Here is a 23,721-nt window from a genome sequence, read left to right as displayed (position 1 = left end):
CGCAACCTCGCGGGGGAAAGAGGACAGTGATGCGGATCCTGATGGCAACGCTGGTGAGTGCGCTCGTCGTGCTGCCCGCTGCGGCGACCGCCGACATTTTCGGTTCCGGAAACAAGAAACAGGTGTTCCGGTCGCAGACAGGCGTGCTGGAAAAACGGGCAAGGCTGAAGACCAACGCATCCGTGCAGCTTGAGCCGACCAAGTTCGTCACCCCGACGAAATGGGGCACGCCCGAAACCTATGACGGTCGTTACAAGGGGCAGTACCTGACCATGGCCAAGGCAGCGGCGCAGCGCCATGGCGTGCCCCAGGACCTTTTCCTGAGATTGGTACAGCAGGAGTCGGCGTGGAACGCCAAGGCGCTGTCGCACAAGGGCGCGATCGGGCTGGCTCAGCTCATGCCCGACACGGCGGCCCGCCTCGGCGTCAACCCGCACGATCCCTACCAGAACCTCGATGGCGGGGCCCGCTACCTCGCGCAGCAATACCGCACGTTCCGGTCCTGGCGTCTGGCGCTGGCAGCCTACAACGCGGGGCCACGGGCGGTGGAGGAACATGGCGGCATCCCCCCCTACAAGGAAACCCGCAACTACGTGAAAGTGATCTGGGGCAGTTGACGCGGCCGCACCGCGCGCGGGGGCGCTGCCCCCGTCCGTGAAAATCATGGATTTTCACGGACTCCCCCGGGGTATTTCGACCAAGAAGAAACCCGGCGGGCGCAGCCGCCGGGTCAGGCGGCGAAGCCTATCGCGTAGAGATGGATCTCGTGCGAGGGATGCTTGCCGGCGTTCAACAGCCCCGGCACGTGATGGGTATACAGTGCCCGCCAGTAAGGCTGGATGATGACCCCTTCCTCGCGGAGCAGGGTTTCGATGCGCGCCATCACGCCGCGCCGCGTGTCGGCATCGCTCAGTGACATGGCTTGCCCCAGCAAGGCGTCGAACTCGGCATTGGCAAACCCCGTTTCGTTCCAGACGGCGTCGGACCGGTAGGCCAGCGCCAGCGCCTGAACGTCCAGCGGGCGGTGATTCCACTCGGTCGAGGAGAACGGGAAGCTCTTCCAGTTGTCCCAGAACGTGCTGCCGGGCAGGATCCTGCGGCGCACCTTCAACCCCGCGTCGGCCATCAGCGCGGCGACCGCGTCGCCGGTATTGCGCTGCCATTCGTCGTCTATCGTGATCAGCTCGTGCTCGAACCCGTCCATGCCGGCGTCGCGCATCCGCGAAAGCGCCGCCGCGGGGTCGTAGCGCGCGGGACCGATATCGGCATAGGCGGGATGCACCGGGCTGACATGGTGGTTGGCGGCCACGCTGCCGCGCCCGGCATAGCCCAGCTCGAGGCAGATCGCGTTGTCGACCGCAAGCGCGAGGGCGCGGCGCACGCGGCGGTCGCCGTAGGGGCGCGCGCCGTCCACCCGGGATGTCTGGTTGCCGCGGATCACGGTGGTCGCGGCCGTTTCCGCCCGGCTGCGAACCCAGCCGATGCTGTCGAGCACCTCGATGAAATCGCCCACCGATTCGTAGAGCAGGTCCACCTCGCCCGCGCGGGCGGCGGCCACCCAGTTTGCCGGGTCGGTGCCGTAATCCAGGAACTCCACGCGATCCACGTATGGCCCGCCGAAGATGTCGCTGCCCCACCACGGGCGGCGGGTGTCCCGCTCCAGCACGCAGCGTTCGCCCGGGACGAGTTCAACGGGGCGGAAGGGGCCGGTGCCGATCCCGTGCGCGAAGGGATCGCCGCCGTCATAGCTCTGATGCGTGATGGCGGCGGGGTAGTCCGACATGTTCGCGATCACCGAGATGTCCGGGGCCGACAGCGACAGCCGGACGGTGTGGTCGTCCTCGATCGTGACGGCCCCAGCGCGCAGCTGGCCCGTCGCCGGGTCGATCAGGCCGGAAAAACGGCTCGCCATGGAATTGCCGTCCACCCGCGTGTCGCACCAGCGTTCGAGATTGCGTGCCACGTCGGCGGCGGTGAAGGGGTCGCCGTTGCTCCATTCCACGCCGCGGCGCAGGCGCAACACGTAGCCCGTGGCGTCGGTGTTGACCTGCCAGCCCTCCAGCAACATGCCGCGGAACACGCCCTCGCCGCGATATTCCACGAGGTATTCGAGGAAACCGCGCGTCTGGTTGCCAAGCTCGCTCCAGTCATAGGTGCGCGGATCCTTGGGCGCCTTGACGTTCTGCTGGATGCGCAGGGTGCCCCCGCGGGCGGGGTCCGCCCGCGCGGTGCGCGGCTGGAGGAGACCGCCGAGCGCGTAGGCGGCTGCGGGTGCAAGGCCGAGGCTTGTGGCGCGCACGAGGAATTCGCGCCGCCCGATGGCCCCGCGCCGCAATTCCTCGCCAAGTGCCGGGGCGGCGGGGTGAAGGCGGGGCGCGGCGGTGCGGCGTGGGGACATGTCTACTCCTTCGGCGAAAGCCTTCGCCTCAGTCTGGGACGCCGGCGGGCCGAGCGCAAGACCGTCGCGCCGCCGCGATCAGCGCCGTCGGGCGGTGGTGTTGCTTTTCGCGGCGGCGCGGCGCAGGGCCGTCGGCGTGTGACCCGTATGCTGGAGCACGAACCGCGAGAAGTAGGCGGCGCTGCGAAATCCCAGCATCGCGGCCACGCGGTTGGCCGGATGGTCGGTGGTTTCAAGCAGGTCGCGCACCGCGTGGACGATACGGCGGGTCAGCAGTTCGGACGCGGTCATGCCGGCGCTGGCGCGGCAGGCACGGGTGAGATGCGTGGGCGTCACCCCGAGCGCGCGCGCATACTCCGACATCGGCTTGCCGGTGGCGTGGTCGCGTTCGATCAGGGCGGAATAGGCCATGACCAGCCGCTGCGCGGCGCTGAGCTCTGGCCGGTCCTCGGTCTGGTCGATGATCGCGCGCCGCAACCAGACCGTCAGAAGCGTGGCGTGGGCGTCCAGCGCCTCGTCGACGAAGACGCGGTCATTGTTCTGCTCGCGCTGCATCCCCTCGAGGATCGCCGTCAGCTCCGCCTGCGCGCGCACGTCGCGGATGCGCAGCAGCAACGGTTCGTCCGGCATCAGGACGGGGCCGCCCGCCGGCACCGTGCAGACCGTCCCGAAGCCTTGCTTGCCCATCTCCAGTGCGAAAAGCCGTCCGGCAGGGATGCAAAGCGCGGTGTGGACCCCCAGACCGCGCAGAACCCCCTCGACCAGACAGCGCCCCTGACCCCGCGTGATCCAGATCAGGGCGTGCTGTTCGCTGCTGTGGGGCAGCTCTGCGCGCCACGTGCCCGCGCCCGTCCACTGGGCGATGGTCATGATCTGCGCATGGTTGGCCAAGGGCGGGCCTGCCTTGTTGTATGGTCGCGTTTCGTCAATGTTTGCAGGAATCGTGCCCGGAACAAAGTAAAATCCGTGGGAATTTCTAAATTTCCTGTGCAGAAACCCGGTGCCATCCCTTCATCCGGGCGCGGAACCACGTGCGCTGACGCTTGGCGAATTGCCGCGTCGCGGTGATGGCGGCCGTTCGCGCGGCCGGCAGGCTGATCTCGCCGCGCAGGTGGGCGATGAGCTCTGCCGCGCCAATGGCCTTGCTGGACGGGGCCTCGGGCGACCAGTGGGGCAGGTTTTCGCGCGCCTCGTCAAGAGCGCCCAGATCGAGCATCCGGTCGAACCGCGCCGCCAGGCGCTGATTCAGCCACTCCTTCGGCGCGTCGATCACGATCCGCAGGCACGCGTCGGCGGGCAGCAGCGGCGGCGGCGTCGCATCCTGCCACGCGGCAAGCCCGTGGCCCGTGGTTTGCTGCACCTCCCAAGCCCGCTGCACGCGGCGCGGGTTCTTTCGGTCGATGCGGGACAGCGTGCGTTCGTCCAGCTCGGCCAGCAACGCCTCGATGCCGCCCGCCGCCAGCAGTGCCTCGGCGCGGGTCCGGATGTCGCGGGGCGTCTGGGGAATTTGGGCAAGCCCCTCGGTCAGTGCCGAGAAGTAGAGCCCCGTGCCCCCCACGATCACCGGCCGGTCCGGCCCGGCGAGCAATGGCGCCACCTCGCGCAGCCAACGACCGGCCGAGTAGGGTTCGTTGTGCGCGACGTGACCGTAGAGCCGGTGCGGCACGCGCGCCTCGTCCTCTGGCGCGGGGCGCGCGGTCAGCACGCGCCAGTTGGCATAGACCTGTATCGCGTCCGCGTTGACAACCACGCCGCCCCGCCTCTCGGCGATGTCCATGGCGAGGTCCGACTTGCCTGAGCCCGTTGGTCCGGCGATCAGCACCGGCATGTCGGCGGGCAGGTCTGACAGCGGGGGCAGGGGCATGGCGGGAGTCGCTGGACCTCTGGTTGCCGGAAAGGGGTGCGAGGATTATCGCACACGCGCGGGTTTGACGGATTGAACCCGTCCCGCTTTTCCGACATTTTGCGCGCGATTGCCAGCCCGGCGCAAACGGAGCCTCATCCAATGTCAGACACCGCCTCACCGGACACGACCTTTCGCCGCGTGCTGCTGAAGATCTCGGGCGAGGCGCTGATGGGTGACGAGGCCTACGGCCTGCATCCGCCGACGGTGGAGCGTATCGCCCGCGAGGTAAAATCCGTGCACGATCTCGGGGTCGAGGTCTGCATGGTGATCGGCGGCGGTAACATATTCCGCGGTCTGCAGGGATCGGCGCAGGGAATGGAACGGACGACGGCCGATTACATGGGGATGCTGGCCACGGTCATGAACGCGCTCGCCATGCAGAGCGCACTGGAGGGGCTGGGCGTCTTTACCCGCGTGATCTCGGCCATCCGCATGGACGAGGTGGCCGAACCCTATATCCGCCGCCGGGCCGTGCGCCATCTGGAGAAAAAGCGCGTGTGCATCTTCGCCGCCGGCACCGGCAATCCCTATTTCACCACCGACACGGCCGCGACCCTGCGCGCCAACGAGATGAACTGCGAGGCGATCTTCAAGGGAACGAAGGTCGATGGCGTGTACGACATGGACCCCGTCCAGCACGAGGGCGCCAAGCGCTACGAGGAGGTCACCTATGACGAGGTGCTGGCCCAGCACCTCAAGGTCATGGATGCTTCCGCCATCGCGCTGGCCCGTGACAACAACCTGCCGATCATCGTGTTCTCTCTGGACGAACCCGGGGGCTTTCGCAGCATCCTTTCGGGGCAGGGCACCTATACAACCGTGCACGGCTGAGGCTAAACAGGACGAAACCCCCGACCGCGAGAAGGAAAACAGCCATGGCGGACGATTTCGAGCTAGACACCGACGACCTGCAACGCCGGATGGACGGTGCGATGAACTCGCTCAAGACGGAATTTGCCTCGCTGCGGACGGGCCGCGCCTCGTCCAGCATGCTCGAACCCGTTCAGGTCGAGGCCTACGGCCAGATGACCCCGATCAACCAGGTCGGAACGATCAACGTGCCCGAACCGCGGATGGTGACGGTGAATGTCTGGGACAAGAGCCTGGTGAACAAGGTCGAGAAGGCCATCCGCGAAAGCGGACTTGGCATCAACCCCCAGACCAACGGCACGATCATAATGCTGCCCATCCCCGAGCTGAACGAGGAGCGGCGCAAGGAACTGACCAAGGTCGCATCGCAATATGCCGAGCACGCGCGCGTGGCAATCCGCAATGTCCGGCGCGACGGCATGGACCGCATCAAGAAGGCCAAGGCCGACGGCCTGTCCGAGGACGACCAGAAATTCTGGGAAAACGAGGTGCAGGAGATGACGGACAAGTACATCTCCGCCGTGGACGAGGCGCTGGAGCACAAGCAGGCCGAGATCATGCAGGTCTGACCTGCACGTGATCGAACCGCGAACGGGCGATGAACCGGCACGCCCCCGGTCGGCCGGAAAACCACAGGAGCGAGACCATGGCGCGAAACGCAAAGACACCGCCCCCCGCGCAAGGCGGCCCGCGCCACGTCGCGATCATCATGGACGGTAACGGGCGGTGGGCACAGGCGCGGGGCCGCCCGCGGCTTTTTGGCCATCACGCCGGGGCGCGCCGCGTGCGCGAAATCGTGACGGCCTGCCCCGATCTCGGGGTCGAGTACCTGACGATCTTTGCCTTCTCCACCGAGAACTGGAAACGCACCCAGGCCGAGGTGGCCGGTCTGATGAGTCTCTTCCGCCGTTACATCATGAAGGAAATGCAGGACTTCGTGCGGGAGAACGTGCGCGTGCGCTTCATCGGCGACCGACCCCGGCTGGATGCCAAGCTGCGCGCGCTCATGGACGAGGCGGAGCAGATGACCAGCCACTGCACGGGCACCAACCTGACGATCGCCTTGAACTACGGCGGCCGCGACGAGGTCTCGCGCGCGACCAAGCGGCTGGCAGAGGATGTCGCCGCGGGCCGGCTGAAACCGCAAGACGTGGACCAGGAGACGCTGCCGAGATACCTTGATACCCATGTGCTGCCCGATCCCGACCTGGTGATCCGCACGAGCGGCGAGGCCCGCATCTCCAATTTCCTGCTGTGGCAATCCGCCTATGCCGAGTACGAGTTCATCGACACGCTCTGGCCGGATTTCACCCGCGAGATATTCACCAACCTGCTCAAGAGTTACGGCGCGCGCGAGCGCCGGTTCGGGGCCGTCACCGCATGAACGACGCGCGGCGATGGCACGACCTGATGCCGCGCGTGCTCTCGGGGATGGCGCTTGCGGTGGCCGGGGGTGCCGCGCTCTGGCTGGGGGGCTGGGTGTTCGCGCTGGCGGCCTGCGCGGCCTGCGGCGTGATGATCTGGGAGGCGGGGCGCATGTTCGGCTCGCCGTCGCCGCGCACCGACGGGGCATTGGCCGCCGTGTCGGTCGCGCTGGCATGGCTGCTGCCGGGAATGTTCGCGCTGCCGCTGATGGGCGCGGCGGCGCTGGTCGGCGCCGGGCGGGCGGCGCACGACAAGGGGCTTTGCCTGGGGCTCTACCTTTGGGTGGTTCTCGCGACCTTTGGCCTTGTCGTTCTGCGGGACGCGACGGGATTTGCCGGCATGGCCTGGCTCGTCGGCGTGGTCGTCGCGTCCGACGTGGCTGGCTACTTCGCCGGGCGGATGCTTGGCGGGCCGCGGTTCTGGCCGGCGGTAAGCCCCAAGAAGACATGGAGCGGCACGCTTGCCGGCTGGGCCGCCGCCGCGCTGGTCGGCGCGGTGTTCGCCGCCGGCGCCGGGGGGGCATGGCTGGTACCGGTGTCGGTGGCGGTGGCGCTGGCCGGCCAGCTGGGGGATATCGGTGAAAGCGCCGTCAAGCGCCGGATGGACGTCAAGGACAGCTCGGACCTCATCCCCGGCCATGGCGGCGTTCTCGATCGATTCGACGCGCTATTGGGCGCGGCCGTTCTGGCGACTATCTTCTGGTCACTCGGCTTGATTTTCTAGGGGCGCATGAAACGGGTTTCGATACTGGGCGCGACCGGCTCGATCGGTCAGAACACCATGGACCTGCTGCGCCGCGACAGCGCCGGCATCAAGGTCGTGGCGCTGACGGGCGGCCGCAACATCAAACGGCTGGCCGCGGATGCGCGTGCCCTTGGCGCCGATATCGCCGTCACAGCGCATGACGAGCTTCTGGACGAGTTGCGCGCGGCACTGGCGGGCAGCGGGACCGAGGCCGCGGCGGGCCGGGCGGCGCTGGTCGAGGCCGGGGCGCGCCCCGCCGACTGGGTGATGTCGGCCATCGTGGGTGCGGCCGGTCTGCGGCCGGGCATGGCCGCGCTCGAGCAGGGCGCGACGCTGGCGCTGGCCAACAAGGAAACCATGGTGGCAGCCGGACCGCTGGTGATGGAGACGGCGCGCCGCCACGGCGCGCAAATCCTGCCGGTGGACAGCGAGCATTCCGCGATCTTCCAGGCGCTCCGCGGCGAGGACTCCTCGGCGGTGGAGCGCGTCATCATCACCGCGAGCGGTGGCGCCTTTCGTGACTGGCCGCTGGAGTCGCTGGACAATGCCACGCCGGAACAGGCCGCCACACACCCCAACTGGGAGATGGGACAGCGGATCACCATCGACAGTGCCTCGATGTTCAACAAGGCGCTTGAGATGATCGAGGCGCGCGAGTTCTTCGGCTTTGCCCCCGACCAGATAGAGGTGCTGGTCCACCCCGAGTCGCTGGTGCATGCGCTGGTGGGTTTTCGCGATGGCGGGCTCATGGCACATGTCGGCCCACCCGACATGCGCCATGCCATCGGCCACGCGCTGCATTGGCCCGAGCGGCGCGACCTGCCGGTTGCGCGGCTCGATCTTGCCGCCGCGGGCCAGCTCACCTTTCGCGCGCCGGACATGGCACGATATCCCGCCCTTCGGCTGGCCCGCGAGGTGATGGCGGCGGGCGGAGCGGCGGGCGCGGTGTTCAACGCGGCCAAGGAACGCACGCTCGATCACTTCATTGCTGGACATATCGGATTCCGGCATATGTCAGAGGTTGTCGAAGAGGTGCTCGCCCGTATGTCGTCAGACGCGGGCCCCAATCTAGACGGATTGACCCTCGATAGGGTTTTGGAGGCGGATCACCGCGCGCGTGACTGCGCCGACGCGGTGGTGAAGGAAACAGCAGGCTAGGAGGACACGGGTGGACCCGATTTCCCTGATCCCACAATTCGGCGGCGTTTTCATGACGGTGCTTGCATTCATCGTGGCATTGTCCGTGATCGTCGCCATCCATGAATACGGCCACTACATCGTCGGCCGGTGGTGCGGGATCAAGGCGGACGTGTTCTCGCTCGGGTTCGGGCCCGTTTTGTGGGCGCGCACCGACAGGCGCGGCACGCGCTGGCAGGTCGCGGCGCTGCCGTTCGGCGGCTACGTCAAGTTCATGGGCGATTCCAACGCCGCGAGCGGCACGGCGGCCGAGAGCGTCGAACACATGCCCGAGGAGCAGAAACGCCATACCATGCTCGGCGCGCCGCTCTGGGCGCGCACGGCGACCGTGGCGGCGGGTCCGGTGTTCAACTTCGTGCTGTCGATCCTCGTTTTCGGCGGCGTCATGATGGCACAGGGCAAGATGGCCGATCCCCTCACCGTGGACGAGGTGCGGCCCCTGCCGGTGGACGGGATCACGCTGGAGCCGGGCGATGCGCTGTTGCGCATAGCAGACCAGCAGGTGCCCGAACGCGACCCCGACGCGCCCGAGGCATTCTCCGATTTCGTCGACAGCCTGCCCAGGCAAGCGTTGCTGGATTACCAGGTGCGCCGCGACGGGTCCGAGACGACGGCGAAGGGGCCGTTCCCGATGCCGCCGCTGGCGACCCAGATCGCCCCCCAGTCCGCCGCGTATGCATCCGGGCTGCGCCCGGGCGACGTGATTGTTGCCGTCGACGGCCAGGACATCGTCGCCTTTTCCCAGCTCAAGGAGATCGTCGAGACATCCGGTGGCCGGCCTCTCCAGCTCGATGTCTGGCGGGACGGCACGGTGCTGGATTTCACGCTCTCGCCGCGCCGGGTCGACGAGCCGCAGGAAGAGGGCGGGTTCGAGACACATTGGCGGATCGGCATCGCCGGCGGGCTGGCCTTCGAACCGGCGACCGAGCGTCTCGGCCCGGTCGAGGCCATCGGCAACGGCACGGTGCAGGTCTGGCTGGTGATCGAGAACTCGCTGTCGGGCCTCTATCACATGGTCACGGGCGCGATCAGCAGCTGCAACATGTCTGGCCCCATCGGCATCGCCGAGGTGTCGGGCGCCATGGCAAGCCAGGGAATCGGCAATTTCGTCTGGTTCATCGCCGTGCTTTCGACGGCTGTCGGCCTGCTGAACCTGTTTCCGATCCCGGTGCTGGATGGCGGGCATCTGGTCTTCTACGCCTACGAGGCCGTAGCCGGCAAACCGCCAAGCGACGCGGTCCTGCGGGCGCTCATGACGGTGGGGCTGGTGTTCGTGCTGGGCATCATGGCCTTTGCGCTGACCAACGACATTTTCTGCCCGTGATACCGGCGCCCTGAAATCGTCACAATCCCGGCCTCGTCCACGCCACATTTTCCGATCAGGTTAGGCGTCGAACGGAACTGGGCGAGACACCATGGAACAGATCACTGGCGGCTATCGCGGTTTGGGCGTGCTTCTGACGGTCAACTGGGACCGGCTCATTTATCTGGCCACGATCGTGCTTGCGCTTCTGGCCGGCGCGTACATCGGATCGCTCTGACCCGCGTCGCCCCGCGGGCCGAAAACATGCTTGGACAAGGCCGGGCAGGACCGCTGCCCGGCTTTCTCGTTTGCGGTCACTGGTTGGCCGGGACCGCTCGGCTGGTGGTCCCGTGTGCAACACCCACGAAATCTGCCCACTGCTACTTTGACAAGTTTGGGATTAAAGGTTACTGACAGCCTATATTGGGATGTCTGACTGGGTTTGATCATGATCGACTTGACCGTCTGGCGGGCCGGGCGCCGCGCGTATGAATTCGCGATTAAGTCCTTGGCGATCAAGGGTCTGCTTGTCGTTCTTGTGATGCTGGCAAGCATGATCGCCCCCGAGCGCGCCGACGCGCAGACGTATCGCTTCACCTCGGTCGCGATCGAGGGCAACCAGAGGATCGAACCCGGCACCATCCTGACCTATGCCGGCATCGCGCGGGGCGAAACGGTCACGGCCGGCCAGCTCAACGAGGCCTATCAGCGCATCCTTGATACCGGTCTGTTCGAGGAGGTGGAAATCGAGCCCCGCGGCAGCCGGCTGGTGATCCGCGTGGTCGAGTATCCGACGATCAACGAGATCGCCTTCGAGGGCAATCGCAAGATCAAGGACGAGGACTTGTCCGGCATCGTGGAAAGCCGCGCACGGCAGGTATTCAACCCGGCCAAGGCCGAGCGCGACGCCAGGCGGATCTCGGAGGCCTATGTGCAGAACGGTCGCGTCGCGGCCCGCGTCACGCCGAAGATCATTCGCCGCAGCGAGAACCGTGTCGATCTCGTGTTCGAGATATTCGAGGGCAAGGGCATCGAGATCCAGCGTGTCAGCTTCGTCGGCAACAAGGTCTTCTCGGACCGCCGCCTGCGCCGGGTTGTCGAGAGCAAGCAGGCGGGGCTGCTGCGCGCGCTGATCTCGCGCGATACGTTCGTCGAGGACCGCCTCGCCTTTGACCGCCAGGTGCTGACCGATTTCTACCAGTCGCGCGGCTACGTCGATTTCCGCGTGACCGGAACCAACGCCGAACTCACGCGCGAGCGTGACGCGTACTTCGTCACGTTCAACGTTCAGGAAGGCCAGCAGTTCCGCTTTGGCGAGATCAGCGTGACCAGCGAGATATCCGGTGCCAACCCGCGCGCCTACGAGGACGTGCTGCGCATGGACAGCGGCGACGTCTACTCGCCCTCTCTGGTAGAGGACGCCATCGCGCGGATGGAACGCCTGGGCGTTGCACAGGGTGTCGAGTTCCTCCGCGTCGAGCCGCGGATCACGCGCAACGACAGGGAACTGACGCTGGACGTCGAGTTCATGCTGGTGCGCGGTCCCCGCGTCTTCGTCGAACGGATCGACATCGAGGGCAACACGACAACGCTCGACCGGGTCATCCGCCGCCAGTTCGACACCGTCGAGGGCGACCCCTTCAACCCCCGCGAAATCCGCGAGGCCGCAGAACGCATCCGCGCGCTGAACTATTTCAGCAACGCGGAAGTCGATGCGCGGGAAGGGTCGCGCCCCGACCAGGTGGTGGTCGATGTGAACGTGGAGGAAAAGACCACTGGCTCGCTGACCTTCGGCGCCAGCTTCTCGGCCGACTCCGGGCTGGGGATCTCGGTTGGTTTCCAGGAGCGGAATTTCCTTGGCCGCGGCCAGACTCTGTCGGCCAAGCTGTCCTTCTCGGACGAAACGGCCAATTACAGCCTGAACTTCGTCGAGCCGGCCTTCCTCGGGCGTGATGTCGCCTTCTCGTTCCAGTCCTCCTTCGTCGAAACCGATGGGTTCAACAGCAACTACGACACCACCTCCGGCACGTTCCGCCCTGGGCTGACCTTCCCGCTCAACGAGGTGGCGGACCTTACGCTGTACTACAGCGCGCGGTATTCCGAGATGGACAACTATACCGGCACCTCGCCGACCCTTGCCTTCGAATCCTCGCTTGGGGGCGAGTTCGCCAGCGCACTGGGATACCGCTACGTGCTCGACACGCGCGACAAGGGCCTGAACCGCGACGCGGGGATTCTGCTCGACACGGGGATCGAGGTCGCCGGGCTCGGCGGAGATCAGGAATACATAAAGTCCAATATCCGCCTTCTGGGTGAAACCACCGTCATGCGGGGCGATGTCACGCTGCGCGGTATCCTCGAGGGCGGTGCGATCGAGCCCCGCAACGGCACAAGGCTGCGCGCCGTGGACAGGTACACGCAGCAGGTCATGCGTGGTTTCGACGCCAATGGCATGGGGCCGATCCAGGGAACCGAGCACCTCGGCGGAAAGGCATATGCCGTGGCCAAGTTCGAGGCCGAATTCCCGATTGGCCTGCCCGACGAGCTCGGCGTCACGGGCGGGGCGTTCTACGACGTGGGCGCAATCTGGGGCGTGGACTCGGTCGTGCCGCCCGCCGTCCGTTCGGCCAGCTTCAAGCCGCGCCACGTGGTGGGCCTGTCGCTGTTCTGGGAGTCACCTTTCGGCCCGATCCGCATGGACTTCTCCCACGCGCTCGAGAAAGAGCCGGGCGACATTGAGCGCAACTTCGACTTCTCGGTTAGATCGGACTTCTGAGCGTGACCTTCCCCAGGGGCCTGATCGCCACGGTTCTTGCCCTTGCCCTGTTGCCCGTCTTTGCGCCCATCGCGATGGCCCAGGGCATCGGCGTGGTCCAGAGCGAGATCCTCGTGCTGGATCCCGAGCGCCTGTTCGAGGAAACCCGTCTGGGCAAGCGCATGCTTGCCGAGCATCAGGAAAAGCGCGAGCAGTTGGCCGCCCGCAACCGCAAGCTCGAGGCCGAGCTGGAGGCGGAGGAGAAACGCCTGACCGAGCAGCGCGACGAGACATCGCCCGAGGAATTCCGCGATCTGGCCGATGCCTTCGATTCCAAGGTGCAGCAGATCCGCCGTGACAGCGAACGCCGCGCCCGCGACCTCGAACGGGAACGGGAGCGCTTGCCGCTGGCATTTCTGCGGTCCGTCGAGCCCGTCCTGACCGAAGTCATGCAAAAGGCCGGTGGCGTCGTCGTGCTGGATGCCCGCACCGTGCTGTTCAGGGCCGACGTGGTCGACGTGACCGATGCAGCCATCGCGCGGATCGACGAGGTGATCGGCAAGGGGCCCGAAACCTTGCCCGAGCCGGGCCGGGACGCCGAGCAATAGCCGTGCGGCTTGCCCGCGCGGCGGTGGCTTGCTAGGGACACCGCTGAGGCGCCGAGCGAAAGGACCGATCATGACAGAGCCGCTGAAGACTGCGGATATCCAGCTGATCCAGCGGCTGATTCCCCATCGTTATCCCTTCCTTCTCGTTGACCGCGTCGTTGACATAGACAGCTTTCACAGCGCCCGCGGGATCAAGTGCGTGACCATGAACGAGCCGCACTTCCAGGGGCATTTCCCCGGAAAGCCGATCATGCCGGGCGTCACGATCGCCGAGGCGATGGCGCAGACCGCTGCGGTGATGGTCGGGGTCGCGCTCGGCATGGAGGACCGCAACCTGCTGGTCTATTTCATGTCGATCGAGCGGGCCAAGTTCCGCCGCATGGTCGCGCCCGGCGATGTGCTGGAACTCAGGGTGGAAACGCTGCGCGGAAAGCCCGGCGCGAAGGTCTGGAAGTTCCGGGGCGTGGCCGAAGTCGAGGGGGAACTGGCCGCCGAGGCGGAGTTTACCGCCATGATGGACCTGCCCGAGGAGTGACCGCATGAGCACGCGCCCGCAAACGCAGGTGCACCCGAGCGCCGTGGTGGAAGACGGCGCCGAGCTGGGGCAGGGCTGTCGGATCGGACCTTTCTGTCACGTGGGGGCCGAAACGCGCCTTGGCGACGGTGTCATCCTGAAATCCCATGTCGTGGTCTCTGGCGAGACCGAGATCGGCGCCGACACGATCGTGTTTCCCTTTGCCTGTATCGGGGAAATCCCGCAGGATCTGAAGTTTCGCGGAGAAAAGACCCGGCTTGTGATCGGGGCGCGCAACCGGATCCGCGAACACGTGACCATGAACACCGGCACCGAGGGCGGTGGCGGCACCACCCGCGTGGGCGATGACGGGCTTTTCATGGCCGGCTGTCATGTCGCGCACGACGTGCGGGTGGGTGACCGCGTGATCATCGTCAACAACGCCGCGCTGGCCGGCCACTGCGTGATCGAGGACGATGTCATCATCGGCGGTCTGTCCGGCGTCCATCAGTACGTCCGGATCGGGCAGGGCGCGATCATCGGGGCCGTGACCATGGTGACCAACGACGTCATACCCCACGGTCTGGTGCAGGCCCCGCGGGGCGAGCTGGACGGCCTCAACCTCGTCGGGCTCAAGCGCCGGGGCGTCAAGCGCGACGACATTACCGCGCTGCGCGCCGCCTTCCAGATGCTGGCGCAGGGCGAGGGCAGCTTCCAGGAGCGCGCCCGCCGTCTGGGGGAAGAGACACAGAGCGCCTATGTGCGCCAGATCGTCGACTTCGTCACCGCGGGCAGCGACCGGTCCTTCCTGACGCCGGGGCCGGGTGCCTGAGCCGTGGCGGGACGGCTGGCCATCATCGCCTGCGCAGGCAAGCTCCCCGTCGAGGTCGCGCAGGCCGCGCCGGAGGCGATGGTCATCACGCTGGAGGGCATCCCGAGCGACCTTGCCCCGCGGTCCGAGCGGCACCGGCTGGAGAAGATTGGCACGCTTTTCGCGGCGATGAGGGCGACAGGGGTGGATCGTGTCGTGTTCGCAGGCTCGCTGGCGCGGCCCGCGCTCGACCCGGCGGCGTTTGACGCGGACATGGCGGCGCTCGCGCCGCGGCTCGTGTCGGCGATGTCCGAAGGCGATGACGCATTGCTGAGGACAGTTCTGAAGGTCTTCGAGGAACAGGGCTTTTCCGTGGTCGGCGCGCACGAGGTCGTGCCCGGCCTCGTGGCGGAGGCGGGGCTTGCCATCGGTCCCGCACCGGGGCCGTCCGAGGAGGCCGACATCGCCCGCGCATCCCGGATCCTGCACGGCATCGCGCCGCTGGATATCGGGCAGGGCTGCGTCGTGGCCGGCGGCCAGTGCCTCGGGATCGAGACGGTGCAGGGCACCGACGCTTTGCTGTCCTTCGTCGCAGGAACGGAGGCGAAGTTTCGCCGCGGCCACCGCGGCGTTTGCGTCAAGGCCGCCAAGGCGGGGCAGGATCTGCGCATCGACATGCCCGCCATCGGGCCGCGCACCGTGACCGCTGCCGCGGGCGCCGGTCTGGCCGGGCTGGCGGTCGAGGCTGGGCGCGTCATGATCCTCGAGCGCGAGGCTACCCTGGCCGCGCTGCGTGATAGCGGCCTGTTCCTCGTCTCCCGGTCGCTCTGAGATGCGCGTCTTCGTCATCGCGGGCGAAGCCTCGGGCGACCGGCTGGGCGCCGCGCTCATGGCCGGTCTCAAGTCGATGACCGAGGTCGAGTTCACTGGCATCGGCGGCCCGATGATGGAGACGGAGGGCATGGAGTCCCTCTTTCCCATGGACGATCTCAGCGTGCATGGGCTGATCGAGGTTCTGAAACGCTACCCGCATCTGCGCCGGCGCCTGAACCAGACCGTCGAGGCCGTGCTGGAGGCAAGCCCCGACGTTCTCATCACCATCGACAGCCCGGATTTCTGTCTTCGCGTGGCCCGGCAGGTGCGTGCGCGCAGCGCGGTGCGCACGGTGCATTACGTGGCCCCTTCGGTCTGGGCATGGCGGCCCGGACGCGCGGACAGGATGGCCGCCTATATCGACCACGTGCTGGCGCTGCTGCCTTTCGAACCGCCTTACATGGAGGCCGCGGGAATGGCCTGCGATTTCGTTGGCCATCCGGTTGTCAGCGAGCCGCAGGCCACCGGGGAAGAGGCCGCCGCGTTCCGCGCCCGCCACGGGATCGACGACGCGCCGCTGCTGATGGTGCTGCCGGGATCACGCCGAAGCGAGGTGGCGCAGCTGGCCCCGCTCTTCGGCGCGGCGCTGCGCGAGGTATGCCGCCGGCGCCCGACGCTGCGCGTTGTCGTGCCCGCCACGGCCGCGCGGGCCGCTCAGGTGCGCGCACTGGCCGCGGACTGGCCCGGCCGCCCGGTTATCGTCGCTCCCGACGAGATGAGCTATGGCGCCTATCTTGCGGAAAAAAGGGCGGCTTTCGGCGCTGCAGACAGGGCGCTGGCCGCCTCCGGGACCGTGTCGCTGGAACTTGCGGCGGCTGGTATCCCTATGCTCATCGCCTATGACGTGAACCGTGTCAGCCGCGAGATCCTGCGCCGGATACTGCGGGTGGACACGCTGACGCTTGTCAACCTCGTCACCGACAGCCGGGTCGTGCCGGAACTCCTGGGGGCCGACTGCCGCCCCGACCGGATTGCCCCGGCGCTCATCGATCTTCTGGACGATCCCGGGGACCAACCGGCCGCGATGCGGCGCACGATGACCCTTCTGGGCGAAGGCGGCGAAGCGCCGGGGCTGCGTGCGGCACGGGCGGTTCTGGACCGGATGGGCTGACCCCCGCCGCCGTGTCAGCCTTTCCAGATCCAGCCGCCACCGAGGATGCGCGTGCCGCCGGTTTCGTAGAAAACGCAAGCCTGACCGGGTGAGACGCCCTCTTCGGGCGTGAGCAGCTCCACCTCGGCCTCCATGTCGGACAGCGGCCGGATGATGGCCTCGCGCGGGGGACGGGTCGAGCGGACCTTGACCGAGACCTGCCACTCGGACGCGCCGGCAAAGGGCGCATCGCCCAGCCAGTTGATTTCGCGCACGGGAACGGTGCGGGTCGCAAGCATCTCCTTGGGTCCCACGATCACGCGGCGGTTTTCCACGTCCAGCTTCACCACGTAGAGCGGCGCCTCCAGACCGCCGATTCCAAGCCCCCGGCGCTGGCCGATCGTGTAGTGGATCACGCCGTCATGCGTGCCCAGAACGCGGCCCTGCGTGTCCACGATCTCGCCCGGCTCGGCGGCGCCGGGGCGGAGCTTCTCGATCACGCTGGCATAGTCGCCATTGGGTACGAAACAGATGTCTTGGCTGTCGGGCTTTTCTGCCACGCTCAGCCCGTAGCGCGCGGCCAGCGCGCGGGTGTCGTCCTTGGAGGGCAGATGCCCGAGGGGAAAGCGCAGGAAATCCAGCTGCTCCTGCGTGGTCGAGAACAGGAAGTAGGACTGGTCGCGGTTGGCATCCGCCGCGCGGTGCAGCTCGGGGCCGCGCGCCCCCATGCGGCGCTGGATATAGTGGCCCGTGGCCATGCAGTCCGCGTCGAGATCCTTGGCCGTCTCCAGAAGGTCCTTGAACTTCACGCGCTCGTTGCATCGGATGCAGGGCACGGGCGTCGCCCCGGCAAGATAGCTGTCGGCGAATTCGTCGATCACCGATTCGCGAAAGATGTTCTCGTAATCCAGCACGTAATGGGGAAAGCCGCGCTGCTCGGCCACCCGGCGGGCGTCGTGAATGTCGATCCCGGCGCAGCAGGCCCCCTTCTTGGCCAGCGCCGCCCCGTGGTCGTAAAGCTGGAGCGTGACGCCCACCACCTCGTAGCCTTCCTCGGCCAGCTTGGCGGCCACGACCGAGGAATCCACGCCCCCGGACATCGCCACGACGACGCGGGTGTCGGCGGGGGCCTTGGGCAGCCCGAGGGAGTTCAGTTCGGTATCAAGCGGCATGGGTCGTGTTCCGGTCGGCAAGAGTAAACGCGGCGGCCACGGGCACGGATCGCGCGCGAAGGTCCAGCCCTTGGCACATGGTCCCGTGCCGCCGCGGCGTCAAGTGCGCGGGGCCGCCCAAGCCAAGGCCGGCGCGGGTGGTAGGCCCGGAGGGACTCGAACCCCCAACCAAAGCGTTATGAGCGCTCTGCTCTAACCAATTGAGCTACAGGCCCGGCCTGACGCTTTGGTAGGCGCGGGCAGGGGGAGCGTCAAGGCCTTCGGACTGCGTTGATCCGTTTTGCACGGCGTCGCGGACCGGCGCGGCGGCGATGCCGGGCCGACAGCGGGTTTTTCCGGCTTTTCAGCCTGTTGAACACGGGGCGCCCATGCGCGCGACCCAAGGCGCTTTCCTTCGCCGCGCGCTTGGGCTAACCCGGCGCCAGCAGGGCACGGCGAGGGGTGAGACGGATGAGCAACGGAAAGAACGGCATGACATACGCCGACGCGGGCGTGGACATCGCGGCTGGCAATGCGCTCGTCGAACGGATCAAGCCCGCGGCCAAGCGGACCACGCGGGCGGGCGTGATGGCGGGGCTGGGGGGCTTCGGCGCGCTGTTCGACCTCAAGGGCGCGGGCTATGACGACCCCATCCTCGTGGCGGCGACAGACGGCGTGGGCACCAAGCTGCGGATCGCCATCGATACCGGGAACGTGGATACCATCGGTATCGACCTTGTGGCGATGTGCGTGAACGATCTGGTCTGCCAAGGGGCCGAGCCGTTGTTTTTCCTGGATTATTTTGCCACCGGCCGGCTGGATGCGGATACTGCGGCGCGGATCGTGGAAGGCATTGCCGAGGGCTGCGCACGCGCCGACACCGCCCTCATCGGCGGCGAGACGGCCGAGATGCCGGGCATGTATGCCGACGGTGATTTCGACCTTGCGGGGTTCGCCGTGGGCGCGATGGAACGCGGGGCGGACCTGCCGCGCGGGGTTCAGGCGGGGGACGTATTGCTCGGGCTGGCGGCAGACGGGGTGCATTCCAACGGCTACAGCCTCGTGCGCAAGCTGGTGGAGATGTCCGGGCTGAACTGGGATGCGGCGTGCCCCTGGGGCGGGGGCAGCCTCGGCGCGGCGCTGCTGGCGCCCACGCGGCTCTACGTCAAGCCGGCGCTTTCGGCCGTGCGCTCGGGCGGGGTTCACGCGCTGGCCCACATCACGGGCGGGGGGCTGACAGAGAACCTGCCGCGCGTTCTGCCCGCGGGTGTCGGCGCCGAGGTGAACCTTGACGCGTGGGAGCTGCCCGGCGTCTTTCGCTGGCTCGCCACGACGGGGGGGCTTTCTTCCGACGAAATGCTCAAGACCTTCAACTGCGGCGTCGGCATGGTGCTGGCAGTTGATCCGGCCAAGGCCGAGGACCTCGCCGCATCGCTGCGCTCCGCGGGCGAAAGCGTCGTCCGGCTTGGCCATCTGTGCGAAGGGCAGGGCGTGACCTTTTCCGGAACCCTGCAGTGACGAAACGCGTCGCCATCCTGATATCGGGCGGCGGGTCCAACATGGTGGCGCTGGTGGACAGCATGACTGGCGACCACCCCGCGCGGCCCTGCCTGGTGCTGTCCAACAGCGCCGATGCCGGCGGGCTGCAAAAGGCCGCGGCCCGGGGCGTGCCCACGGCGGTGGTCGATCACCGCCCGTTCAGGGGCGACCGTATCGCCTTCGAGACCGCCCTGCAGCACGAACTGGAGGCGGCGGGGGCCGATATCGTCTGTCTCGCAGGGTTCATGCGCATCCTGACCGCCGGGTTCGTCCGGGCGTGGAAAGGACGGATGCTGAATATCCACCCCTCGCTCCTGCCGAAGTATCCCGGGCTCGACACCCATGCACGGGCATTGGCCGCCGGTGACGCCGAGGCGGGCTGCACCGTTCACGAGGTGACGCCCGAGCTCGACGCGGGGCCGGTTCTGGGGCAGGCGCGCGTGCCGGTCCGACGCGGCGATACGCCGCAATCGCTTGCGGCGCGGGTTCTGGAGCAGGAACACCGGCTCTACCCCGCTGTGCTCCGCCGCTTCGCGCAGGGCGACAGGAGGCCCGTCCGGCTGCCCTGAGCCTGCCGGTTTCCTTTTCCAGCTGGCTGTCCTATACGGGCAGGGGGGAAGATAACATCAAAGGACGCGAGCCCCGCCACCCATGAAAACGATCACCACAACCGAAGAGCTTGCGCGTTTCTGCGAAAAGGCGCGCACCCAACCCTATGTCACCGTCGATACCGAGTTCCTGCGAGAGCGGAGCTATTATTCCCAGCTCTGCCTCGTGCAACTGGCGCTGCCCTCCCGCGGGGAGGCGGACGCCGTGCTGGTCGATCCGATCGAGGGCAAGGACATGTCGCTGGAGCCGCTCTACGAGCTCTTTCGCGACACGTCGGTGGTCAAGGTCTTTCACGCGGCCCGCCAGGACCTGGAGATTTTCCAGGTCGAGGCCGGGCTGATCCCCGCGCCGCTCTTCGACACGCAGGTGGCGGCGATGGTGTGCGGTTTCGGCGAGCAGGTGGGTTACGAAACACTGGTGCGCAAGCTGGCCAAGCAGTCGCTCGACAAGACGTCACGTTTCACCGACTGGTCGCGTCGCCCGCTGTCGGAAGCGCAAAAGAAATACGCCCTGGCGGACGTGACCCATCTGCGTGACATCTACGACCAGCTTTCGGCCAAGCTCGAGGAGACGGGGCGCGCGCATTGGCTTGCAGAGGAAATGGAGATCCTGACCGACCCCGAGACCTACATCATCCGGCCCGAGGAGGCGTGGAAACGCGTCAAGACGCGCAACGCCTCGGGCAAGATGCTGGCGATCGTGCGCGAGCTGGCGCGGTTCCGCGAGGATTACGCGCAACGCCGCAACATCCCCCGCAACCGCGTGTTCAAGGATGACGCGCTGCTGGAACTGGCCTCTACCAAGCCGGTCACGGCAAAGGACCTGTCGCGGTCGCGCCTGCTGCTGCGGGAGGCGCGCAAGGGCGAGATCGCCGAGGGCATCCTCGCGGCGGTAGAGGCGGGGCTGGAGTGCCCTGCCGACCGGATGCCCAGGCCCGATCGCAGCCGCGAGAAGCTGCAGGTCAACCCCGCGCTGGCCGACCTGTTGCGTGTTCTGCTGAAGGCCAAGTCGGACACTTACGGCGTGGCCGCCAAGCTGATCGCCAGCGCCGCCGATCTGGATGCGATCGCGGCAGGTGCGCGGGACGTTCCCGCGCTGCGCGGCTGGCGGCAGGAAGTGTTCGGGCGGGACGCGCTGCGTTTGTGCGACGGGCGTATCGCGCTCGCGGTCGAGGGCCAGAGCGTCATCGCCATCGACCGCTGAGCCGGCACGAAGCGGCAGGGCTACCGGCGCGTCGTGCGCACGTTGCGGCGGGCGATCACCCGGATCGTGCGGATCTCGTCCAGTTCGGCACTGCTGAGCGGCGCGGCCGCCTGCAGCTGACGGGTCCGCGCCGGACCCTGCGGGGTGTTCACCGGCTGCAATGCCAGCAGTTCGTAGGTCATCACGCCGTCCTGCGGCTGGTCCTCGTCGAGCGGGAGCAGGCGGACGTCGAAGGCGCCCTGCCGGCCCGACAATCCGCTGACCCGGACGATGGCGCCGGTCGAGGTGGGTTCGACCCCGAGCTCCGTCACCTGGTCGACGCGGGTGCCCAGATACGGCGATTCCTTGTTGCGGCGACGCAGGATGCCGGACTTCTGCAATGAAGACCGGTTGGCCGCGACAAGCTGCGATTGCTTGTCCTCGCCGATCAACGGGTTGATCTCCTCCACCCGGCCGTCCGCCGTGGTGACGGTGCCGGATTCGACCTCCTGCGAGGTGCTGCTTCCGAACCAGTTGACCGGGTTGAGCCGCGACTCGCGCAGGCTGCCGCCGCAGCCGGCAAGGCCGATGGACGCTATGAGCATGATGACGACGGTGAACCGCATTGGCGCAGACCCTTCAACTAGCCTGGTGGCCTGTTAACGCATATACTGCCACTTGAAAAGCGCCACGGGGTCTGGACGCGGGGCGAAACCGCGCCTAGGTATTCGGTGACACGAAACCCCGAAGGGACAAACAGACGTGGCACGCGAGGCATTCGAGGAGATCGTCGAGGATTTCGAGTTCCTGGAGGATTGGGAAGACCGCTACCGGTACGTCATCGACCGGGGCAAGGCGATGGAGCCGCTCGACGATGCGCTGAAGGTTCCGGCCACGAAGGTTGAAGGCTGCGCCAGCCAGGTATGGTTGCATCCGCGCGTGGAAAACGGAACCTTCTCTTTCGAGGGCGACAGCGATGCCATGATCGTGCGCGGGCTCATTGCCGTTCTGCAGGCGCTCTACAACGGGACGCCGGTGGCGGAGGTGCCCCGCATCGACGCGCAGGGCGAGCTGGCCCGGCTGGCGCTGGAAGATCACCTGTCATCGCAACGTTCCAACGGGCTGCGCGCGATGATCGAGCGTATCCGGCAGGTGTCCGCGGAAGCGGCCTGAGGGGGCAGGGGCGCTGCCCCTCTTGGCCCTGCGGGCCAATTCACCCCGGGGTATTTTGCCCCAAGAAGAAGGGCGGGATCAGGCGCGGGCGGCGAGGGCGCGCTGCAGGTCGCCATAGCCTGTATAGCGGTACTCGTAATCGAGCCCGAGGCGGTCGGCGCAGTCACGCGCCTTTGCTTCCAGCGACGGATCGCGCGTCTGCGCCTGGTAGACCAGCTTGGTGTAGTTGCCGAAGAGCATGTCACGCAATTCCGGGTGGCGGTCGAGGCCCATCGGTTTCCACACGAAGGCGTCGAACTGCTTGACCAGAAAATCCGTCAGGTAGAACGCCGTCATCTCGTCGCGCCGGGCGAAGGCCTCGGTGCCCTCGAAAAAGGCGTAACAGTGCGGGCCCTCGACCATGTCGACCCCGAGCTCGGCGCACTTGGCCTGAAGTTGCCCGCCGGTGCCGCAATCGGCGTAAACGATGAAGATCTCGTCATAGCGATCGCGGTTGGCGCGCACGGTGCGCTCGACCTCCGGCACGATCCGGTCGGGATACAGGTGCAGCTTGGCCGGCAGGCAGGTGAGATCCATGTGGTCCCAGCCATTGGCGCGCTTGAGCGCGAGGATTTCGCGTGCGAGGGCGCCGCAGGCGACCAGCAGGATCCGCCCGCGGGCCGGCTCTGAATAGCCCGCTTCGGTCAGGGTCGCGTCGCTTGGCAGCTCCGTCATTGCACGCGCTCCGAATGAAAGCGGCCCGCGCAACCGTTGGCGGGCCGTCAGGGACCGTGTCCTGCCCGTTTCAGGCCGTGACGCCCTGGTTGTGCTTGCGGCCCACGAGCGTCTTGGCGGTTTCCACGGCCACCGCGGCATCGCGGCAGTAGGCGTCGGCGCCGATCGCACGGCCGAATTCCTCGTTGAGCGGAGCCCCGCCCACGAGAACGATGTAGTCATCGCGCACGCCCTGTTCCACCATCGTGTCGATCACGACCTTCATGTAGGGCATCGTGGTGGTCAGCAGCGCGGACATCCCGAGGATGTCGGGCTGTTCGTTCTCCAACGCCTCGAGGTAGTTCTCGACCGGGTTGTTGATCCCGATATCGACAACCTCGAACCCGGCGCCTTCCATCATCATCGAGACGAGGTTCTTGCCGATGTCATGAATGTCGCCCTTGACGGTGCCGATCACCATTTTGCCGACCCGTTGCGCGCCGGTCTCGGCCAGCAAAGGCTTGAGGATGTTCATCCCCGCCTTCATCGCGTTCGCGGCCAGCAGGACCTCGGGGACGAACAGGATGCCGTCGCGGAAATCCTTTCCCACGATCGTCATGCCGCCGACGAGCGCCTCGGTCAGGATGCGGTAGGGTTCCCATCCCCGCTCCAGCAGGATGTTGACGCCTTCCTCGATCTCTTCCTTGAGACCGTCGTAAAGGTCGTCGAACATTTGCTGGACAAGTTCCTCGTCGTCCAGCTCGGAGAGGATGATGTCGTCTTCTTCGTCGGACATGGGCTGATCCTTGCATCGCAGGCGCGGGGCGCGTTGGTCTCCCTGCTTCATCGTCAATTTGTCGCACCTTCACTTTGCGAATTG

The 23,721-nt window shown here is 67.0% G+C and carries 25 protein-coding genes and 1 tRNA gene; 18 read left to right on the top strand and 8 right to left on the bottom strand.

The annotated features are described in order from the left end of the window. The first annotated feature begins 29 nt into the window (after positions 1–29). The gene (locus ACH13J_RS09920; RefSeq protein ID WP_397543169.1) at positions 30–617 is read left to right on the top strand and encodes a transglycosylase SLT domain-containing protein; all 588 of its coding nucleotides are present in this window, start codon (positions 30–32) and stop codon (positions 615–617) included. Positions 618–730: 113 nt separating this feature from the next. On the opposite strand, the gene ACH13J_RS09915 is transcribed toward ACH13J_RS09920, so the two are convergent. The 3 genes from ACH13J_RS09915 to miaA all read right to left on the bottom strand — a co-directional run bounded on the left by ACH13J_RS09915 (position 731) and on the right by miaA (position 4,262). Further along, a complete protein-coding gene (locus tag ACH13J_RS09915) occupies positions 731–2,398 on the bottom strand; it encodes an ABC transporter substrate-binding protein (protein WP_397543168.1) in 1,668 nt (555 codons plus the stop codon). A gap of 78 nt (positions 2,399–2,476) precedes the next feature. Continuing rightward, positions 2,477–3,289, bottom strand: coding sequence for a helix-turn-helix domain-containing protein (locus tag ACH13J_RS09910; RefSeq protein ID WP_397543167.1), 813 nt, complete (start codon positions 3,287–3,289; stop codon positions 2,477–2,479). 85 nt (positions 3,290–3,374) lie between these two features. After that, positions 3,375–4,262, bottom strand: a complete 888-nt coding sequence (miaA, locus tag ACH13J_RS09905) for a tRNA (adenosine(37)-N6)-dimethylallyltransferase MiaA (RefSeq protein ID WP_397543166.1) — start codon at positions 4,260–4,262, stop codon at positions 3,375–3,377. A gap of 141 nt (positions 4,263–4,403) precedes the next feature. Here miaA and pyrH point away from each other — a divergent pair, with 141 nt between their 5' ends. From pyrH to lpxB, 13 genes are all read left to right on the top strand, one after another. Beyond that, positions 4,404–5,135: a UMP kinase gene (gene pyrH, locus ACH13J_RS09900; protein WP_397543165.1), complete on the top strand. Its 732-nt coding sequence runs from the start codon at positions 4,404–4,406 to the stop codon at positions 5,133–5,135. A 44-nt stretch (positions 5,136–5,179) separates the two neighbouring features. Continuing rightward, positions 5,180–5,743, top strand: a complete 564-nt coding sequence (gene frr / locus ACH13J_RS09895; RefSeq protein WP_397543164.1) for a ribosome recycling factor — start codon at positions 5,180–5,182, stop codon at positions 5,741–5,743. 77 nt (positions 5,744–5,820) lie between these two features. Then, positions 5,821–6,558 (top strand): isoprenyl transferase, encoded by a 738-nt coding sequence (locus ACH13J_RS09890; protein WP_397543163.1) that lies wholly within the window; start codon positions 5,821–5,823, stop codon positions 6,556–6,558. Next, the gene (locus ACH13J_RS09885) at positions 6,555–7,322 is read left to right on the top strand and encodes a phosphatidate cytidylyltransferase (RefSeq protein WP_397543162.1); all 768 of its coding nucleotides are present in this window, start codon (positions 6,555–6,557) and stop codon (positions 7,320–7,322) included. The genes ACH13J_RS09890 and ACH13J_RS09885 overlap by 4 nt, the downstream gene beginning before the upstream one ends. A 6-nt stretch (positions 7,323–7,328) precedes the next feature. Continuing rightward, on the top strand, positions 7,329–8,501 hold the full coding sequence (dxr, locus tag ACH13J_RS09880) for a 1-deoxy-D-xylulose-5-phosphate reductoisomerase (RefSeq protein ID WP_397543161.1): 1,173 nt from the start codon (positions 7,329–7,331) through the stop codon (positions 8,499–8,501). A gap of 10 nt (positions 8,502–8,511) precedes the next feature. Next, positions 8,512–9,864, top strand: a complete 1,353-nt coding sequence (gene rseP / locus ACH13J_RS09875) for an RIP metalloprotease RseP (RefSeq protein ID WP_397543160.1) — start codon at positions 8,512–8,514, stop codon at positions 9,862–9,864. A 91-nt stretch (positions 9,865–9,955) separates the two neighbouring features. Continuing rightward, on the top strand, positions 9,956–10,081 hold the full coding sequence (locus ACH13J_RS09870) for a hypothetical protein (RefSeq protein WP_397543159.1): 126 nt from the start codon (positions 9,956–9,958) through the stop codon (positions 10,079–10,081). Between the two features lie 210 nt (positions 10,082–10,291). After that, a complete protein-coding gene (bamA, locus tag ACH13J_RS09865) occupies positions 10,292–12,619 on the top strand; it encodes an outer membrane protein assembly factor BamA (RefSeq protein ID WP_397543158.1) in 2,328 nt (775 codons plus the stop codon). 2 nt (positions 12,620–12,621) lie between these two features. Further along, a complete protein-coding gene (locus tag ACH13J_RS09860) occupies positions 12,622–13,206 on the top strand; it encodes an OmpH family outer membrane protein (protein ID WP_397543157.1) in 585 nt (194 codons plus the stop codon). Between the two features lie 70 nt (positions 13,207–13,276). Next, positions 13,277–13,741, top strand: coding sequence for a 3-hydroxyacyl-ACP dehydratase FabZ (fabZ, locus tag ACH13J_RS09855; RefSeq protein ID WP_397543156.1), 465 nt, complete (start codon positions 13,277–13,279; stop codon positions 13,739–13,741). A gap of 4 nt (positions 13,742–13,745) precedes the next feature. Further along, positions 13,746–14,552 (top strand): acyl-ACP--UDP-N-acetylglucosamine O-acyltransferase, encoded by an 807-nt coding sequence (lpxA, locus tag ACH13J_RS09850; protein ID WP_397543155.1) that lies wholly within the window; start codon positions 13,746–13,748, stop codon positions 14,550–14,552. Between the two features lie 3 nt (positions 14,553–14,555). Next, positions 14,556–15,362, top strand: coding sequence for an LpxI family protein (locus ACH13J_RS09845; protein WP_397543154.1), 807 nt, complete (start codon positions 14,556–14,558; stop codon positions 15,360–15,362). A gap of 1 nt (position 15,363) precedes the next feature. Continuing rightward, complete coding sequence (lpxB, locus tag ACH13J_RS09840; protein WP_397543153.1) at positions 15,364–16,515, top strand: lipid-A-disaccharide synthase; 1,152 nt, start codon at positions 15,364–15,366, stop codon at positions 16,513–16,515. Between the two features lie 14 nt (positions 16,516–16,529). Here the strand turns inward: lpxB and mnmA are convergent, their stop codons facing one another. Together mnmA and ACH13J_RS09830 are read right to left on the bottom strand one after the other, a co-directional pair. Further along, positions 16,530–17,666, bottom strand: a complete 1,137-nt coding sequence (gene mnmA, locus ACH13J_RS09835) for a tRNA 2-thiouridine(34) synthase MnmA (RefSeq protein WP_397543152.1) — start codon at positions 17,664–17,666, stop codon at positions 16,530–16,532. Positions 17,667–17,804: 138 nt separating this feature from the next. After that, a tRNA-Ile gene (locus ACH13J_RS09830) sits at positions 17,805–17,881 on the bottom strand. Positions 17,882–18,116: 235 nt separating this feature from the next. On the opposite strand from ACH13J_RS09830, the gene purM reads away from it, so the two are divergent. The 3 genes from purM to rnd all read left to right on the top strand — a co-directional run bounded on the left by purM (position 18,117) and on the right by rnd (position 20,996). Beyond that, the gene (gene purM, locus ACH13J_RS09825; RefSeq protein ID WP_397543151.1) at positions 18,117–19,163 is read left to right on the top strand and encodes a phosphoribosylformylglycinamidine cyclo-ligase; all 1,047 of its coding nucleotides are present in this window, start codon (positions 18,117–18,119) and stop codon (positions 19,161–19,163) included. After that, positions 19,160–19,753, top strand: a complete 594-nt coding sequence (gene purN / locus ACH13J_RS09820) for a phosphoribosylglycinamide formyltransferase (protein ID WP_397543150.1) — start codon at positions 19,160–19,162, stop codon at positions 19,751–19,753. Before purM ends, purN begins: the two co-directional genes overlap by 4 nt. 82 nt (positions 19,754–19,835) lie before the next feature. Then, the gene (rnd, locus tag ACH13J_RS09815) at positions 19,836–20,996 is read left to right on the top strand and encodes a ribonuclease D (protein ID WP_397543149.1); all 1,161 of its coding nucleotides are present in this window, start codon (positions 19,836–19,838) and stop codon (positions 20,994–20,996) included. Positions 20,997–21,016: 20 nt separating this feature from the next. Here rnd and ACH13J_RS09810 read toward each other — a convergent pair whose 3' ends face one another. After that, entirely contained in the window at positions 21,017–21,601 is a 585-nt protein-coding gene (locus ACH13J_RS09810) for a hypothetical protein (RefSeq protein ID WP_397543148.1), read from the bottom strand. 136 nt (positions 21,602–21,737) lie between these two features. On the opposite strand from ACH13J_RS09810, the gene ACH13J_RS09805 reads away from it, so the two are divergent. Then, on the top strand, positions 21,738–22,148 hold the full coding sequence (locus ACH13J_RS09805) for a SufE family protein (RefSeq protein ID WP_397543147.1): 411 nt from the start codon (positions 21,738–21,740) through the stop codon (positions 22,146–22,148). 78 nt (positions 22,149–22,226) lie between these two features. Here the strand turns inward: ACH13J_RS09805 and ACH13J_RS09800 are convergent, their stop codons facing one another. Next, positions 22,227–22,862, bottom strand: coding sequence for a DUF1638 domain-containing protein (locus ACH13J_RS09800; protein WP_397543146.1), 636 nt, complete (start codon positions 22,860–22,862; stop codon positions 22,227–22,229). 70 nt (positions 22,863–22,932) lie between these two features. Beyond that, entirely contained in the window at positions 22,933–23,637 is a 705-nt protein-coding gene (locus ACH13J_RS09795) for a corrinoid protein (protein WP_397543145.1), read from the bottom strand. Between the last annotated feature and the right edge of the window lie 84 nt (positions 23,638–23,721).

It is taken from the genome of Roseovarius salis (assembly GCF_044472985.1).
GTDB classification, from domain to species: Bacteria; Pseudomonadota; Alphaproteobacteria; order Rhodobacterales; family Rhodobacteraceae; genus Roseovarius; species Roseovarius salis.
Note: the sequence above shows the minus strand (reverse complement) of the source record. Positions and strands in the feature narration are given on the sequence as shown.

What these genes read in the sequence shown, in the direction of transcription:
- ACH13J_RS09920 (WP_397543169.1), top strand. Translation starts at nt 30, where the DNA reads ATGCGGATCCTGATGGCAACGCTGGTGAGTGCGCTCGTCGTGCTGCCC.
- ACH13J_RS09915 (WP_397543168.1), bottom strand. Translation starts at nt 2,398, where the DNA reads ATGTCCCCACGCCGCACCGCCGCGCCCCGCCTTCACCCCGCCGCCCCG.
- miaA (WP_397543166.1), bottom strand. Translation starts at nt 4,262, where the DNA reads ATGCCCCTGCCCCCGCTGTCAGACCTGCCCGCCGACATGCCGGTGCTG.
- pyrH (WP_397543165.1), top strand. Translation starts at nt 4,404, where the DNA reads ATGTCAGACACCGCCTCACCGGACACGACCTTTCGCCGCGTGCTGCTG.
- frr (WP_397543164.1), top strand. Translation starts at nt 5,180, where the DNA reads ATGGCGGACGATTTCGAGCTAGACACCGACGACCTGCAACGCCGGATG.
- ACH13J_RS09890 (WP_397543163.1), top strand. Translation starts at nt 5,821, where the DNA reads ATGGCGCGAAACGCAAAGACACCGCCCCCCGCGCAAGGCGGCCCGCGC.
- ACH13J_RS09885 (WP_397543162.1), top strand. Translation starts at nt 6,555, where the DNA reads ATGAACGACGCGCGGCGATGGCACGACCTGATGCCGCGCGTGCTCTCG.
- dxr (WP_397543161.1), top strand. Translation starts at nt 7,329, where the DNA reads ATGAAACGGGTTTCGATACTGGGCGCGACCGGCTCGATCGGTCAGAAC.
- ACH13J_RS09870 (WP_397543159.1), top strand. Translation starts at nt 9,956, where the DNA reads ATGGAACAGATCACTGGCGGCTATCGCGGTTTGGGCGTGCTTCTGACG.
- bamA (WP_397543158.1), top strand. Translation starts at nt 10,292, where the DNA reads ATGATCGACTTGACCGTCTGGCGGGCCGGGCGCCGCGCGTATGAATTC.
- fabZ (WP_397543156.1), top strand. Translation starts at nt 13,277, where the DNA reads ATGACAGAGCCGCTGAAGACTGCGGATATCCAGCTGATCCAGCGGCTG.
- lpxA (WP_397543155.1), top strand. Translation starts at nt 13,746, where the DNA reads ATGAGCACGCGCCCGCAAACGCAGGTGCACCCGAGCGCCGTGGTGGAA.
- lpxB (WP_397543153.1), top strand. Translation starts at nt 15,364, where the DNA reads ATGCGCGTCTTCGTCATCGCGGGCGAAGCCTCGGGCGACCGGCTGGGC.
- mnmA (WP_397543152.1), bottom strand. Translation starts at nt 17,666, where the DNA reads ATGCCGCTTGATACCGAACTGAACTCCCTCGGGCTGCCCAAGGCCCCC.
- purM (WP_397543151.1), top strand. Translation starts at nt 18,117, where the DNA reads ATGAGCAACGGAAAGAACGGCATGACATACGCCGACGCGGGCGTGGAC.
- rnd (WP_397543149.1), top strand. Translation starts at nt 19,836, where the DNA reads ATGAAAACGATCACCACAACCGAAGAGCTTGCGCGTTTCTGCGAAAAG.
- ACH13J_RS09810 (WP_397543148.1), bottom strand. Translation starts at nt 21,601, where the DNA reads ATGCGGTTCACCGTCGTCATCATGCTCATAGCGTCCATCGGCCTTGCC.
- ACH13J_RS09800 (WP_397543146.1), bottom strand. Translation starts at nt 22,862, where the DNA reads ATGACGGAGCTGCCAAGCGACGCGACCCTGACCGAAGCGGGCTATTCA.
- ACH13J_RS09795 (WP_397543145.1), bottom strand. Translation starts at nt 23,637, where the DNA reads ATGTCCGACGAAGAAGACGACATCATCCTCTCCGAGCTGGACGACGAG.